Origin of the sequence: Chelatococcus asaccharovorans, assembly GCF_003201475.1 — a bacterium.
Classification (GTDB): domain Bacteria; phylum Pseudomonadota; class Alphaproteobacteria; order Rhizobiales; family Beijerinckiaceae; genus Chelatococcus; species Chelatococcus asaccharovorans.
In genome coordinates this window covers 201,267-214,647 of sequence record NZ_QJJK01000005.1, presented here as the reverse complement: position 1 = coordinate 214,647, position 13,381 = coordinate 201,267, and the positions used below count along the sequence as shown (strand labels likewise).

At 64.1% G+C, this 13,381-nt stretch carries 14 protein-coding genes; 11 read left to right on the top strand and 3 right to left on the bottom strand.

Annotated features, from left to right (window positions below; translation table 11 throughout):
- Positions 1–616 precede the first annotated feature (616 nt).
- The 5 genes from C7450_RS13195 (at position 617) to C7450_RS13175 (ending at position 5,272) form a co-directional block, all read left to right on the top strand.
- Positions 617–904: an Rdx family protein gene (locus tag C7450_RS13195; RefSeq protein ID WP_110374913.1), complete on the top strand. Its 288-nt coding sequence runs from the start codon at positions 617–619 to the stop codon at positions 902–904.
- Positions 905–1,196: 292 nt separating this feature from the next.
- Positions 1,197–2,285 (top strand): siderophore-interacting protein, encoded by a 1,089-nt coding sequence (locus C7450_RS13190; RefSeq protein WP_110374912.1) that lies wholly within the window; start codon positions 1,197–1,199, stop codon positions 2,283–2,285.
- Positions 2,286–2,555: 270 nt separating this feature from the next.
- Complete coding sequence (exbB, locus tag C7450_RS13185) at positions 2,556–3,773, top strand: tonB-system energizer ExbB (protein ID WP_245449692.1); 1,218 nt, start codon at positions 2,556–2,558, stop codon at positions 3,771–3,773.
- A gap of 6 nt (positions 3,774–3,779) precedes the next feature.
- Entirely contained in the window at positions 3,780–4,292 is a 513-nt protein-coding gene (exbD, locus tag C7450_RS13180; protein ID WP_110374911.1) for a TonB system transport protein ExbD, read from the top strand.
- Positions 4,289–5,272 (top strand): energy transducer TonB, encoded by a 984-nt coding sequence (locus C7450_RS13175; protein ID WP_110374910.1) that lies wholly within the window; start codon positions 4,289–4,291, stop codon positions 5,270–5,272. The genes exbD and C7450_RS13175 overlap by 4 nt, the downstream gene beginning before the upstream one ends.
- 69 nt (positions 5,273–5,341) lie before the next feature.
- Here C7450_RS13175 and C7450_RS13170 read toward each other — a convergent pair whose 3' ends face one another.
- Positions 5,342–5,545 (bottom strand): hypothetical protein, encoded by a 204-nt coding sequence (locus tag C7450_RS13170; RefSeq protein WP_110375130.1) that lies wholly within the window; start codon positions 5,543–5,545, stop codon positions 5,342–5,344.
- A gap of 585 nt (positions 5,546–6,130) precedes the next feature.
- On the opposite strand from C7450_RS13170, the gene trxA reads away from it, so the two are divergent.
- The 3 genes from trxA (at position 6,131) to C7450_RS13155 (ending at position 8,009) form a co-directional block, all read left to right on the top strand.
- On the top strand, positions 6,131–7,027 hold the full coding sequence (gene trxA / locus C7450_RS13165; protein ID WP_110374909.1) for a thioredoxin: 897 nt from the start codon (positions 6,131–6,133) through the stop codon (positions 7,025–7,027).
- Positions 7,028–7,103: 76 nt separating this feature from the next.
- Positions 7,104–7,769, top strand: coding sequence for an LON peptidase substrate-binding domain-containing protein (locus tag C7450_RS13160; protein ID WP_110375129.1), 666 nt, complete (start codon positions 7,104–7,106; stop codon positions 7,767–7,769).
- 6 nt (positions 7,770–7,775) lie between these two features.
- Positions 7,776–8,009, top strand: a complete 234-nt coding sequence (locus tag C7450_RS13155; RefSeq protein WP_110374908.1) for a Trm112 family protein — start codon at positions 7,776–7,778, stop codon at positions 8,007–8,009.
- 75 nt (positions 8,010–8,084) lie between these two features.
- Here the strand turns inward: C7450_RS13155 and C7450_RS13150 are convergent, their stop codons facing one another.
- Positions 8,085–9,290, bottom strand: coding sequence for a ubiquinone biosynthesis hydroxylase (locus tag C7450_RS13150; protein ID WP_425351192.1), 1,206 nt, complete (start codon positions 9,288–9,290; stop codon positions 8,085–8,087).
- A 440-nt stretch (positions 9,291–9,730) separates the two neighbouring features.
- On the opposite strand from C7450_RS13150, the gene tesB reads away from it, so the two are divergent.
- The 3 genes from tesB to C7450_RS13135 all read left to right on the top strand — a co-directional run bounded on the left by tesB (position 9,731) and on the right by C7450_RS13135 (position 12,567).
- On the top strand, positions 9,731–10,615 hold the full coding sequence (tesB, locus tag C7450_RS13145) for an acyl-CoA thioesterase II (protein WP_110374907.1): 885 nt from the start codon (positions 9,731–9,733) through the stop codon (positions 10,613–10,615).
- A 217-nt stretch (positions 10,616–10,832) separates the two neighbouring features.
- A complete protein-coding gene (locus C7450_RS13140; RefSeq protein ID WP_110374906.1) occupies positions 10,833–11,171 on the top strand; it encodes a P-II family nitrogen regulator in 339 nt (112 codons plus the stop codon).
- Between the two features lie 37 nt (positions 11,172–11,208).
- Positions 11,209–12,567, top strand: a complete 1,359-nt coding sequence (locus C7450_RS13135; protein ID WP_110374905.1) for an ammonium transporter — start codon at positions 11,209–11,211, stop codon at positions 12,565–12,567.
- A gap of 136 nt (positions 12,568–12,703) precedes the next feature.
- On the opposite strand, the gene C7450_RS13130 is transcribed toward C7450_RS13135, so the two are convergent.
- On the bottom strand, positions 12,704–13,246 hold the full coding sequence (locus tag C7450_RS13130; protein WP_110374904.1) for an ATP-binding protein: 543 nt from the start codon (positions 13,244–13,246) through the stop codon (positions 12,704–12,706).
- Positions 13,247–13,381 lie beyond the last annotated feature (135 nt).

Below are 13,381 nucleotides of genomic sequence, written 5' to 3'. Positions count from 1 at the left end.
GTATATGTGAAATTATATGGTCGTTATCGCTCCATGAGAATTTCGATTTCATTCCACATGCCGTGTTGAAATAATTTCGCCGGATCCTGGCCGCTTGACAGATACATATCTGTGTTTTCAGTAGTCGTTAATCTTACCAATGCGTTTTGCTGGATCGTGACTGAGCGTTCTTCGTCCCGCGCGTCCTGATCACAATTCTTTCAAAGGCGCCTCGGATGGGTGCGCGTCACCACGGCTGTTTGCAGGTCGATCCCGATGGCGCCACTATGGTCGAGGTCATCTGGACATCCAATTCTCTGGATTTGATCCGGCGCGACCGGCAAAAGTGCACGCGATGCCCGTCGCGGAATCGTCTTGGACAGTCCGCAAGCGCGATGCGTTCGGTGTACCAAAGAGCCATTCAGCTCCGGCGGGAGGACGAGCCTGTTGGAAGCGTGGCGCCGGCTGGAGGCGGGCGGCCAGGGACGTTTACCGGCTGCGCGACATCATCGGAGATGGCCGGCTCGGCCGCATGCGCCAGCCCGTTCCGCCCGGCACTTGCGCGTTATCCTTCGCATGGGCATCCTTGACGATCACGGGCGATGGCTATCGCCGAACAGGTTGCGAGTGGAACGCCATGACCGAGCCGAGCAAGCCGCGCATCGTCATTACCTATTGCACCCAGTGCCAGTGGCTGCTGCGCGCCGGCTGGATGGCGCAGGAACTGCTTTCGACATTCACCTCCGATCTTGGAGAGGTCGCTCTCGTTCCGGGCTCGGGCGGGGTTTTCCAGATTGACTACAATGACGTTGTCATATGGGAGCGCCAGAAGGATGGCGGTTTTCCGGACGTAAAAACACTGAAGCAGCGCGTCCGCGACCAGCTTGATCCAGGGCGCAGCCTTGGACATGTCGACCGGACCTGAGCGCCCTGACTTTCAGCTTTCCCGGTCGTGGCGCTACGGCGGTGAAATCGCACGCGTTCATCGGCCGGTTTCAATGTAGAACAGTTAAAATCTAACGATTTCCGTGACTTAGCACTTGCGCTGCGGCGCTGAATGCGCGCAAAAAGCCTGCACAGGTGGCTCGCCCCCTGCAGCAATGCAGTGGCTTGCGCCCTCAATTCCCGCACGGATACCGCCGCCTTGGTGGTCGACCGGCGGAATGGGCCCCTGGCATCGGCGACGGGGCCGGTCAGTGCTGAGGAGATCGAACCCGATGACAACACTTGTCTGCGAAGCGAGGGTGCGCACCGAACTCTCGTCCCACGTCATCGCGACGCTTTGTGAGCGTTTCATGCAGGACGATGTGCAGGCGACCTGGAGCGCGACCAGCGGGCGCGCGGAATTCAGCTTCGGGTCTGGAATCCTGGAGGCCGGCGAGGGCGCTGTCACGCTGCGGGCAGAGGCCGCCGACGAGGCGTCGCTCGCACGCGTGAAATTTATGCTGGCCATGCGTTTCGAGGAATGCGCGAAGGCCGAGAAACCGGACATTGTCTGGACGGGCGATGGGTGCGACCGCACGGAACTGTTGAATTTTCGCGAGATGCATGTGTCGCGGATCGCGGATATCACACCGCATCTGCGGCGGATCACGTTGACGGGCCAGGATCTCGGGCGGTTCGACAGCCAGAATTTTCACGTGAAACTCCTGATCCCGCCGCTCGGCCAAAAACCGGCCTGGCCGGTCATGGGGCGAAACGGCCTGCCGATCTGGCCGGAGGGAGAGCGGCGGCCAACGGTGCGCACCTATACGATCCGACGGGTCGATGCGACGGCGGGCGAGCTCGACATCGATTTCGTCATGCATGAGGACGCCGGCCCCGGCGCGGCCTTCGCGCTGCGGGCGAAGGAGAAGGATGTCGTTGGCCTCATGGGTCCCGGTGGGCGCGGTATGGCCGCGGCAGACTGGTATTGCCTCGTCGGTGACGAGACGGGCTTTCCCGCCATCGCGCGCATGCTGGAGGCCATGCCGGCCACCGCGCGGGGTGTTGCCCTGGTCGAGGTCAGTGATGCCAGCGAGGAGCAGGCCATCCAGCACCCGCCGGGCATCTTCCTGCGTTTCCTCCATCGCAACGGCGCGGAGCCCGGCACCACCACGCTTCTGCAGGACGCCGTGCGCGCGGTCGAATGGCCGTCGGGCGGCAGCATGTTCGCGTGGGCGGGGGTCGAGTTCGAGGCTTTCCGCGCTATCCGAAGCCACTGGCGCAAGGACATGAAGCTTGATCGCAGCAGCCATCTGGCTGTTGCCTATTGGCGTCGCGGCTTCAATGAAGGTGATTTCAAGAAAGCTCCAGCTGAGGACTAGTGATCCTCGTTATATTAGACGTCTTCTAAGGTATTGAGCGGCGTTGATAGTTTTGAATATATCTAATGTGATATAGAAACTAGGCAATCATGCTCTCTTGGACTATTCCTAATCCTCATATTTGGCGTATGTGAGAACGGGCGAGGACCAGGGGTAACTGCGTCCCGTGCTTCACGACGACTGAGACATACCGCAAGCCAGCCAATTCCCGCTTCGGCCGGGGCAGCCAGCCAGTGGCCAATCTTCTAGATGCCAATAGGGGTCTGGCTCATGCCTGCGATTCACGGACTGACGCCGCTTCATCATTCTCGCTCGCCTGACGCGGCGGGCGTGGTGAAGCGGATGGCCATGATCTCCCGGTGGACCATGATGCCCCGGCCGGACCGGTTCGCTCGCGGGGGGGCCGTTGCGAGAACCGGGCTCGCAAGAGCCATCCTCGCAAGCGCCATCTGGCTCGCCGCCGCAAGCCTGAGCCCGCTCGCCGCGCAACAGCCCCTGCGAGCCCAAGAGGACAGGCCGGGTACCCCGTCGAACCCGCTGCCCCAGGGGCATCCAGCCGTTGGCCCGTCGCCGCTAGGACAGAATCCCGTGGCGATGCCGCCTGCAGCTGCGACAGCGGCGCCGCAGGTTTACGCCCCATCCCAAGGCCAAAGCGTCCCCACCGGACAGGCGCCCGCGTCTCCGGCACAGACGTCGGCCAGCGTCTCCGCACCAACGGGAGAGGCGGCGCTGCCGGAGCAGCGCATCCTGGAAGGTGCCACGACTGCCGGGCTGCCGCATGACCTGTCGCCCTGGGGCATGTTCATGCAGGCCGACGTCGTTGTGAAGGCGGTCATGATCGGGCTCGCCTTCGCTTCGCTGGCAACCTGGACGGTCTGGCTCGCGAAGAGCATCGAGATTGCAGCGGCCAAGCGCCGGGTTCGCCGCTCGCTCGGCGGTCTCATCGCAGCACGCAGCCTCGACGAGGCAGAGGATAGGCTCCGGTCGGCGCAACTCGGGAAGGACGTGGTCGCCGCGCTGGTGCAGGCCGCCAAGCAGGAAGACGATGTTTCGGCGGACCTTCCTGCCGATGGCATCAAGGAGCGCGCCTCAGCGTCGCTGTCGCGCATCGAGGCGCGCGCCGGCCGGCTGATGACGCGCGGGACGGGACTTCTCGCGACCATTGGCGCCACCGCGCCCTTCGTCGGCTTGTTCGGCACCGTCTGGGGCATCATGAATTCCTTCATCGGCATCGCCAGGTCGAACACGACGAACCTGGCGGTCGTCGCGCCCGGCATCGCGGAAGCGCTCCTGGCGACGGCCATTGGTCTCGTCGCGGCGATCCCGGCCGTGATCATCTACAACGTCTTCGCCCGCAGCATCACCGGCTACCGGGCGCTGCTCGCGGATGCGGGGACCGAAGTGATGCGCCATCTCTCGCGCGATCTCGACCGCCGGGCGGCAGCGCCTCATCGCCGCAAGCCCAGCCTCTTCGCCGCGGCCGAGTGAGCCGACATGGGTGTCCGGCTGGATCATGGCGACGAGGAACTCGCCGACAACCACGAGATCAATGTCACGCCCTTCATCGACGTGATGCTGGTTCTGCTGATCATTTTCATGGTGGCTGCGCCGCTTTCGACGGTCGACGTGGCGGTGGATCTGCCGGCCTCGAACGCGCGGCCCCAGCCGCGCCCGGAAAAGCCGCTTTTCCTGACCGTCAAGGAAGACCTGACGCTCGCCCTCGGCGACACACCCATCGAGCGCGGCCTGCTCCCGATGGCGCTCGACGCGCAGACCCAGAACAACCGTGAGGAACGCATCTTTGTACGCGCCGACAAGGTGGTGCCGTATGGCGATGTGATGGAGGTGATGAACCTCCTGCGATCGGCCGGCTATCTCAAGATCGGCCTGGTTGGCCTGGAGGCGGCGCCGAATCAAGGTTCACCGGATCAAGGTACATCAGGTCAGGGCACGTCTCCCGCCGCCGCGAACGTTCCGCCTGAGGTCGGTTCCGGGGCGGCTCGGTGAGTGCGCATCTGTCCTCGGGCTCCTTCCGTTGGGAAGAGGGGACGACGCGTCAGGCCGCTCGCTGGGGGCTTGCCGCGGTGCTGGTTGCCACCGCGCATGTGGCCGGCGCCTGGGGCGTGATGCAATGGCCGAAGGACCCCGGCCCGAGCGATCCGACCGGCGCCGCCGTATTGATCGAGCTCGCGCCGCTTCCCCTGTCCCCTGAGGCCCCTTCGGAAACGGAAGCCGGGCCGCAGATGGCGGAAGCCGAGCCCGAGCCGGAGAGGCCGATCGAGCCGCCCGTCGAAGCGCCGGAGACGGAACCGCTCCCGCCTCCGCCTGAGCCACCTCCACCTGCGCCTGAGCCAGTACCGTCTCCGCCGGAGATGGAGCCTGTGCCGCCAGAGCCCGCGCCGCCGCGCCCCGTCGTGGAGGCGCAGGATATCCATGTGCCGGAGCTGCCGGACGTGCCCAATGCCGCGGCTGTCCTGACGCCGCCGGCACCACCTCCGCCTCCGCCCAAGGAGATCAAGAAGGAGGTGAAGAAAGCCGAAAAGAAAGAACCGCCGAAGATCCGTCGCGTCGAGCGCCGTCGTGAGGTCGAGCGCAGGGATAAGCGCGCGGACCGAACCTCGGCGCCGCCGACCCATGATGCGCCACGCGGACAGACCGCTGCCGCGCCGTCACAAGGCGTGACGCAAGCGCCGTCGCAAGCGCCCGCGACGTGGAAAAGCCTTCTCAGTGCGCATTTGAAACGTCACCAGCGCTATCCACGCGAGGCGCTGGAGCGAAATCAACGCGGCACGGCTTACGTTGCTTTCACAATCGATCGGGCCGGGCGGGTTTTATCGGCAAGGCTCGCAAGGGGTTCGGGATCGTCGATGATTGATCAGGAGGCAGTGGCCACCTTGCAGCGATCAAGTCCGGTCCCGGCGCCTCCGCCGGAGATCCGGGGCGCGACCGTGTCCCTTTCGGTACCGCTCGTGTTCAACCTGAGGTAGCTCTCGCAAAAAAAAAAGCCCGCCGCTGGACCCAGCGGCGGGCTTTTCCGTTTGAGCGCGGTCAGGACATCAGGCCGCGCGGCTCGTCTGGCGCTGCGCCGTGAAATGCCCGCACCAGTCATTGGTGGTGACGACGGGCCAGAGGCCATGGGCGTCAGGGCCGGGCTGCGAGACCGGGGGATTGAAGCGGCACAGACCCGCGTCGGCAGCCGGAGCCTTGCCATTGGCGGCATGGTTGTCAAAGAAGATGCAGCTCGTGCAGGACGTGGTCATATCCATGGTTTGCAAACTCCATTTCGCAGCGTAACGCCGGACGATCAATCTTTCATTAGAATAATTATAATTTAGAATCGGTCAAGATGCGATGTCGCGTTTTTGCTGTCACGCCTGGACTGTCACACCTGGACTGTCGCGCATGGGATGAACTTGGGTCACCTTGCGGGGCAGCGGTAAGATGTGTTTTGACCCGTCGGCTTTCCATGGCGCCCCCCAAGGGATCTGCCTGGAAATCCTGCGACCGGCCGCAGGTCACGCGGTGATCACGCAGGACCGCGCGAATCGCTCCGAGCGGTCCCGCAAGGGGGCGGGGCCGTCCACATGGCGGGCGGCGGGGCCTGCTGCTGTTGCGGAATGGCCGTGGCTTCCTATCTGAAATGAGGCCTCCGTGCGGCATGGGTCATCGGACATCGGTTCAGTTTGCGTTATCGGGTGGACTTATGCGGTGACTTGTTTGATGAGTCAGCGAATCATGGGCGGGAGCCGCATGGGGTTCGCATGCGATGAAATGCGATCGCTCGTCAGGTGAGGATGGCGTCCGGGGGTGTGCCCGCGGGATGCACTAGGAGAGATGAGGACTTCATGCTCGCAGATACGACCGGCCAGGCCGATCCCCTGGTGAAGGACACAACCACCGCGGATTTCCGGCAGGATGTGATCGCGGAGTCGATGCGCCAGCCGGTTCTGGTGGATTTCTGGGCACCGTGGTGCGGACCCTGCAAACAGCTCGGGCCGGTTATCGAGAAGGCCGTGAATGCGGCGCAAGGCAAGGTGAAGCTGGTCAAGCTCAATATCGACGAGCACCCGCAGATCCCCGGCCAGCTCGGCATCCAGTCCATTCCAGCCGTCATTGCCTTCAGCCGCGGCCAGCCGGCCGACGGTTTTGTCGGCGCGTTGCCCGAAAGCCAGGTCAAGGCCTTCATCGAGCGTCTCGTGGGGCCGCTCGGGCCGGGTCCAATCGCCGAACTGCTCGACGAGGCGGACCAGCTTGCCGCGGCAGGGGATGCGGCCGGCGCGGCCGGCCTCTATGCCGAGGCGCTGGCCCAGGAGCCCGACAACGCTCGCGCCATCGCGGCGCTGGCCAGGCTCCATGTGGAGCTCGATGACCTTGAAGGCGCGCGGCGTTTTCTCGACATGGTGCCTGCCGACAAGGCCGGCGACCCTGCTATCGCGGCGGCGCGCGCCGCTCTCGAGCTCGCCGAGCAGGCTGCCTCCCTGGGTGACCTCGCCGAGTTCGAACAGCGGCTGGCCGCAAATCCGCTCGATCATCAGGCGCGCTTCGACCTTGCTCTGGCCCTGAACGCGAAGGGTAAGCGCGAGGAGGCAGCCGATCAGTTGCTCGAAATCTTTCGTCGGGACCGCACATGGAACGACGACGGCGCGCGCAAGCAGCTCCTGCAGTTCTTCGAGGCCTGGGGGCCGATGGATGAGGCAACGCTGGCGGGGCGTCGGCGGCTGTCATCATTGCTGTTTGCCTGATGCCAACCGGCTTCGCCGCTCATCGTGGCGCGGCCCGCGATCGGCATCGGCATTGAACATTTAGGTGCTGATCGAGATGTCAACTCACCAGACCTACCGTGGTCCAAAGGATTGCCCCGCTGTCGTCCCGCTCTTTCCGCTGGCCGGCGCGCTGCTTCTGCCGCGTGGGCAATTGCCGCTGAACATTTTCGAACCCCGCTATGTCGCGATGATCGACGAGGCGATCGCCACGCATCGTGTGATCGGGATGATTCAGCCGGATGACGAAGAGGAGGCGGCGATACCGCGGCTCTATCCGGTGGGCTGCGCGGGGCGAATCACCCAGTTTGCCGAGGCGGGCGATGGGCGCTACGTGATCTCCCTGACGGGTGTTTCGCGTTTCCGGGTGGTCGAGGAGTTGACCGTCGCAACGCCCTATCGCCAGGCGCGGGTCGATTATGAGCCGTTCAAGGTGGATTTTGAGCCACGCGCCGGGGAAGCCGAGACTGACCGCGCGGGCGTGATCCGCACGCTGAGGGAATTCGCCGAGGCCAATGACCTCAAGGTGGACTGGAAGGGCATCAACGAAGCGCCCAACGAGGCACTCGTGAATGCGCTCTCCATGATGAGTCCGTTCGGCCCACGCGAGAAGCAGGCGCTGCTTGAAGCGCCTGATCTCAAGAGCCGGGCCGAAATGCTGATCGCGATCACCGAAATCGAACTGGTACGCGAATCCGGAAATCCTGATACGACATTGCAGTGAGCTTCCATGACCAACGAACCGACGTCCCCGGCCAACCCCGCCAGCGATGAGCCTTCCGTAGCCGAAGGCACGCGGGTTGACCCCAAGCTCCTCGAGATCCTTGTGTGTCCTCTGACCAAGGCAAATCTGGAATATGATGCTGCACGTCAGGAGCTCATAAGCCGGCCGGCGAAGCTCGCCTATCCTATCCGGGACGGCATCCCGATCATGCTGCCGGAAGAGGCCCGCTCCATCGAGTGAAACGGCGCTGCTGCCCATTCTCCGACGGACGCTCCCAATCCGGAATCGCCTTCGTCTGTCGCTGACGCCTCGCGATCAGAGTGGCTCGCCGCGCATCAGCCGCGGCACGGCGCCGACGACGCCCGCCGCCTCGCGGATGAAGAAATTCTTCAGCCCGGGCATCCGGTCGACGATGCCGAGGCCAAGGTCGCGCGCGAGCCGAAACGGCAGCCGATCATTGGAGAACAGCCGGTTGAGGCCGTCCGTCGCGATGCCGAGCGTCAGCGTATCGAATCGCCGTGCCCGCTGGTAACGCTCCAGCACCGTGGCATCGCCGGGCGGGAGACCCAGGCGCGCATGGTCGACGATGGCCTCGGCGAGCACGGCTACGTCACGCAGGCCGAGATTGAGACCAAGTCCCGCCAGGGGATGCACGAGATGTGCGGCGTCGCCGACGAGCGCGAAGCGGTCCCCGACAAAGCGGCGCGCCATCCCGACGCCCAGCGGGAATGCGCGCAGCTCCGTTTCCAGTGTCAGGCGCCCGAGATCGAGGCCGAAGCGGCGCTCGAGTTCGTCGACGACGTCGTCCGCGTCGAGCGCCAGCAGGGCCTCCGCGTCAGCCCGTCGCTCCGTCCAGACGATGGAGGAGCGGTTGCCGGTCAAAGGCAGCCGGGCGAAGGGTCCCGGCGGCAGGAAATGCTGGACCGCGCAACCGTCATGCGGCCGTTCATGCGCGACGGTCGCGACGATGCCGGACTGGTCATAGTCATGGCCGCTCCAGGGGATGCCGGCATAGGAGCGCAGCGCCGAACGCGCGCCATCGGCCGCGACAAGCAGGGCTGTGCGCTGCCTGCTCCCGTCGGCGAGGGTGAGATCCACTCCGGCGCCGCGCGTTGCGAAACCCTTGACGGCGGTCGCGGCCGAGACGACGCCCGCGGCGTGGGCCGCGTCGCGCAGGGCGTTTGTGACGACCGCGTTCTCGATGATATAGGCGAAGGGCTCGTCCGGGGCGATCGCGCCGTCGAAGGTGATGAAGGCCTGGCGCACGGGGTCGCTCAGACGACTGTCGGTCACCACCATCCGGGATACGGGCTGCGCGGCGGGTGCGATCGCATCCCAGACACCAAGCTCGGCCAGCATGCGCTGGGCGCCCGCCGCGACGGCCGAGGCACGTCCGATGTCCTTGCCGGCGGGCAGGGGATCAATGACCTGCACCGAAAGACCGGCACCCCGCCGCAGCGCCATCGCGAGGCTGAGGCCCACAATGCCACCTCCGGCGATCGTGACATCCGTCATGGGCATTGGGGTCTCGGGCAGTGGGGTTTTGGGCCGTGGGGTTTTGGGCCGTGGAACCGCCTGCTGTGTGTTGCCCGCCATCATCTCACCATTCTACCAAAGGCTATTCGCCTGCGCAGCGACCATCACCTTTGTCTCGGATCAATGGCGCGGCGCGGCAGGTCCCGACAGCCTCTAGCATCTTTCGCGGCGAACCGAACCATGGCATCGGGACGCGTCCCTTCCGGGGCATGCGCGGCCTGCGCTTGACGCTCCCACCCGTCAGGCGCACATGGGTAGAGCTCATGGTAGATCTCATGGGTAGATCTCCTGGGCAGATCTCATGGCAGATCTCCTGGCAGATCTCATGGGAGATCTCCTGGGCAGAGCAAGTGCATAGGGGATGGGTGGAAACGCCCGCTCCATTCCGCCATTTAGCCATGGCACGCAGCAGAAATGGGTGACCGATGGAGAACCCCGTAGACGAAGTGCTCGATATTCTCGACCTCGAGCCCCTAGAGCGCAACCTGTTCCGCGGGCGCAGCCCCAAGGTCGGCTGGCAACGGGTGTTCGGGGGGCAGGTCATCGGCCAGGCCCTCGTGGCGGTTTCGCGGACGGTGGATCCGGGGCGGGATATCCACTCGCTCCACGGCTATTTCATGCGGCCCGGTGATCCCCAGGTTCCGATCATCTATGAGGTGGACAGGATCCGCGACGGGCGCTCCTTCACGACGCGCCGGGTTGTCGCCATCCAGCATGGCGAAGCGATCTTCTCCATGTCGGCGTCTTTTCATACGCCGGAGCCGGGGCTGGCCTACCACCTGCCCATGCCGGACGTGCCGATGCCGGAGGATCTGCCGAACGAGGATGAACTGCGCGCCAATTTTTTGCCGGCGATGCCGCATCCCATGCGGACCTACTACGAACGCGCGCGGCCGATCGAGCTCAGGCCGGTCGAATACCAGCGCTACCAGCAGTCCGGCACACCCATGGCGCCGCGCTTCAACGTGTGGATCCGCACCACCCGGCGCCTGCCGGATGATCCCGCCATCCATCGCTGCGTGCTGGCCTATGCCTCGGATATGACACTGCTCGATACCAGCCTCATTCCCCACGGGCGCACTGTATTCGAACGGGATATCCAGGGCGCAAGCCTCGATCATGCCCTCTGGTTCCACGGGCCGTTCCGGGCGGATGAATGGCTTCTCTATGCGCAGGACACGCCCTTCTCCGGCGGGGCACGGGGCTTTTCGCGCGGCCTGATCTATACGCGCGAGGGGGCACTGGTCGCTTCGGTGGCCCAGGAAGGCCTGATCCGCCCACGTCCCGACCTTGCAGGCGCTGCGGCATAGGATTATTGCCTATTTTTCGATCATCATGATCGAGATTTGTGCAGTATCAGAGGGCCCTCGCAGGCAACCTGCGGGCGACACCGGACATTTGCCCTGAAAAAGTGCGCTTTGCGCCATCTTCGCCGTATGTGGCACGAAGCTTGATATCCCTTCGACGGATTAGCTGGTCAGGGGCGCACCACAAAGCGTCCAGCACCATCCGCGAGGGAGCCGAGACATGAAATTCGTGGTGGCCATCATCAAGCCCTTCAAGCTCGAGGAGGTCCGCGACGCCCTGACAGCCATCGGCGTGAACGGGCTTACCGTGACGGAAGTCAAGGGATACGGGCGCCAGAAGGGGCATACCGAGATCTACCGCGGTGCGGAATACGCGGTGAGCTTTCTTCCCAAATTGAAGATCGAGGTCGCTGTCGCAGCCGACATTGCGGACAAGGTGGTGGATGCCATCGTCGGCGCCGCGCGTACCGGCCAGATCGGCGACGGAAAGATTTTCGTCTCGTCCATTGAAAAGGCAGTCCGCATCCGCACGGGTGAAACCGACGCCGACGCTCTTTGACAATCCGCCTGTCTGCTACATTCGAGGAGTTTGTTTCATGACGTTCAAGCGCGAGCATAAGGCGGGTCTTGCGGCACTCGCCCTTGCACTTGCCGCCGGCGCCTTTGCGGGGGCCGGGCCGGCATTTGCCCAGGCTGCTGCAGAGGCGGCTCCGGCGGCCGCACCGGTTCCGAACAAGGGCGATACGGCCTGGATGCTGGTTTCCGCGATCCTCGTGCTCGCCATGACCATTCCGGGACTGGCGCTGTTTTACGGCGGCCTCGTGCGCACCAAGAACATGCTGTCCGTCCTGACGCAGGTGTTCTCCATCGTCTGCGTCGTCACCCTGATCTGGGTGATCTACGGCTATAGCCTCTCGTTTACGGGCACGGGTGCCTTCATCGGCGGCTTCTCCAAGGCCTTCCTTGCTGGCATCACCGGCGATTCAACGACCGACACCTTCACCAAGGGCGTCGTCATTCCCGAGTTCGTGTTCATCTGCTTCCAGATGACCTTCGCCTGCATCACGCCGGCGCTGATCGTCGGGTCCTTTGCAGAGCGCATCAAGTTTTCCGCACTCCTGCTGTTCACCGTCCTGTGGGTCACTTTCGTCTATTTCCCCATGGCGCATATGGTGTGGTTCAGCGAAGGCTTCCTGTTCAAGATGGGCGCGCTCGACTTCGCCGGCGGCACGGTCGTGCATATCAACGCCGGTATGGCGGGTCTCGTCGGCGCCCTTATGCTCGGCAAGCGCACGGGCTACGGCAAGGAGCCGATGCCGCCGCATTCCATGACGATGACCATGATCGGCGCCTCGCTCCTCTGGGTGGGCTGGTTCGGCTTCAACGCGGGCTCTAACCTCGAGGCCAACGGTGGTGCGGCGCTTGCCATGCTCAACACCTTCGTGGCGACGGCCGCGGCGGGTATGGCCTGGCAGTTCACGGAATGGGGCACCAAGGGCCACCCCTCGCTGCTCGGCACGGTTTCAGGCGCAGTCGCCGGTCTTGTGGCGGTCACGCCGGCTGCCGGCCTCATCGGCCCGATGGGCTCGATCATCCTGGGCATTATCGCGGGTGTCATCTGCTTCTACGCGTCCACCTCGGTCAAGAATGCCCTGGGTTATGACGACTCGCTCGATGTCTTCGGCATCCACTGCATCGGCGGCATCATCGGCTCGCTGCTCACCGGCATTCTCGTCGCTCCTGCCCTCGGCGGTGTCGGCGTCGCCGGCTACACCATGGGCGGCCAGCTCTGGACGCAGTTCGTGGCGGTGGTCGTGGCGCTCGTCTGGAGCGGCATCGGATCGGCGATCCTCTACAAGGTGGTTGACGTCGTTATCGGCCTCAGGATCTCCGTCGAGGGCGAGCGCGAAGGGCTCGATCTCGCCGACCATGGCGAGCGCGCCTACAATTTCTGAGACCGACCTTCCTTCTCTCTTCTCCTGAGACTTGACCCCGGCCGTGAGGCCGGGGTTTTTTTGCGCGGCAAGTCGTTGCTCCCGGTGCGGCGAATATCTCAGTTGGATAGGTTCCGGGTGGTGGACGATCCCGGCGCTACAAGGACGCCGTCGCAGCCTGAACCTCAGCGACGAGGTCGCTGACAGGCTTGGATGTGTCTAGCCGGAGGATCGGCGCTGTCTGTTTCGAAAGCCATGCCTCGTGCGCTACGCGGCTACGCTGTTCCAGCCCGGCGGTATCGTATTTGGCGGCCCAGGCGAGGAACTCGGCATGAGCTTTTTCCATATCTCCGCCTGGTGCGATACGTTGGCCGTAGCGTTGTTGTTCGCGCTCGCGTAGCCGCGCCATTCTAAGGCTGGGATCGAGCCGGGCATATACGATAAGATCGTAGAGCTCTTCGAGAGGCTGCCCCCAGCTGATGGCAGAGCCGGAAAGGACCCAGCCGCGCTCCGTACCGATCCTGTCCATGAGCATCGAAATGCGGTCTGTCCTTGGTCGGGGAGACGTGAATGGCGGGTCTGTCGGCAGCCAGTAGAAGTTATCCGAATCGAGGTGAGGAACGGCACGGGTACTGGCAACCGCTGCTCCAAGAGTGCTCGTACCTGATCCGGATGCACCCAAGATATGAATTCGAACCATCGGCCAATCTGCTCCTAACGACACGTATAACTATCGACCGGGAATGACGCTTGGATGTCGGAATACCCGCTCCGGGTCATGAGCTGATTGTTCTGCTCCCTTGGGCCATACCTGGCACCGGGCCATACTGAATAA

Bases quoted from the DNA above. Each gene is read 5' to 3' on its own strand.
- C7450_RS13195 (WP_110374913.1), top strand. From the start codon at position 617: ATGACCGAGCCGAGCAAGCCGCGCATCGTCATTACCTATTGCACCCAG.
- C7450_RS13190 (WP_110374912.1), top strand. From the start codon at position 1,197: ATGACAACACTTGTCTGCGAAGCGAGGGTGCGCACCGAACTCTCGTCC.
- exbB (WP_245449692.1), top strand. From the start codon at position 2,556: ATGCCTGCGATTCACGGACTGACGCCGCTTCATCATTCTCGCTCGCCT.
- exbD (WP_110374911.1), top strand. From the start codon at position 3,780: ATGGGTGTCCGGCTGGATCATGGCGACGAGGAACTCGCCGACAACCAC.
- C7450_RS13170 (WP_110375130.1), bottom strand. From the start codon at position 5,545: ATGACCACGTCCTGCACGAGCTGCATCTTCTTTGACAACCATGCCGCC.
- trxA (WP_110374909.1), top strand. From the start codon at position 6,131: ATGCTCGCAGATACGACCGGCCAGGCCGATCCCCTGGTGAAGGACACA.
- C7450_RS13160 (WP_110375129.1), top strand. From the start codon at position 7,104: ATGTCAACTCACCAGACCTACCGTGGTCCAAAGGATTGCCCCGCTGTC.
- C7450_RS13155 (WP_110374908.1), top strand. From the start codon at position 7,776: ATGACCAACGAACCGACGTCCCCGGCCAACCCCGCCAGCGATGAGCCT.
- C7450_RS13150 (WP_425351192.1), bottom strand. From the start codon at position 9,290: ATGCCCATGACGGATGTCACGATCGCCGGAGGTGGCATTGTGGGCCTC.
- tesB (WP_110374907.1), top strand. From the start codon at position 9,731: ATGGAGAACCCCGTAGACGAAGTGCTCGATATTCTCGACCTCGAGCCC.
- C7450_RS13140 (WP_110374906.1), top strand. From the start codon at position 10,833: ATGAAATTCGTGGTGGCCATCATCAAGCCCTTCAAGCTCGAGGAGGTC.
- C7450_RS13135 (WP_110374905.1), top strand. From the start codon at position 11,209: ATGACGTTCAAGCGCGAGCATAAGGCGGGTCTTGCGGCACTCGCCCTT.
- C7450_RS13130 (WP_110374904.1), bottom strand. From the start codon at position 13,246: ATGGTTCGAATTCATATCTTGGGTGCATCCGGATCAGGTACGAGCACT.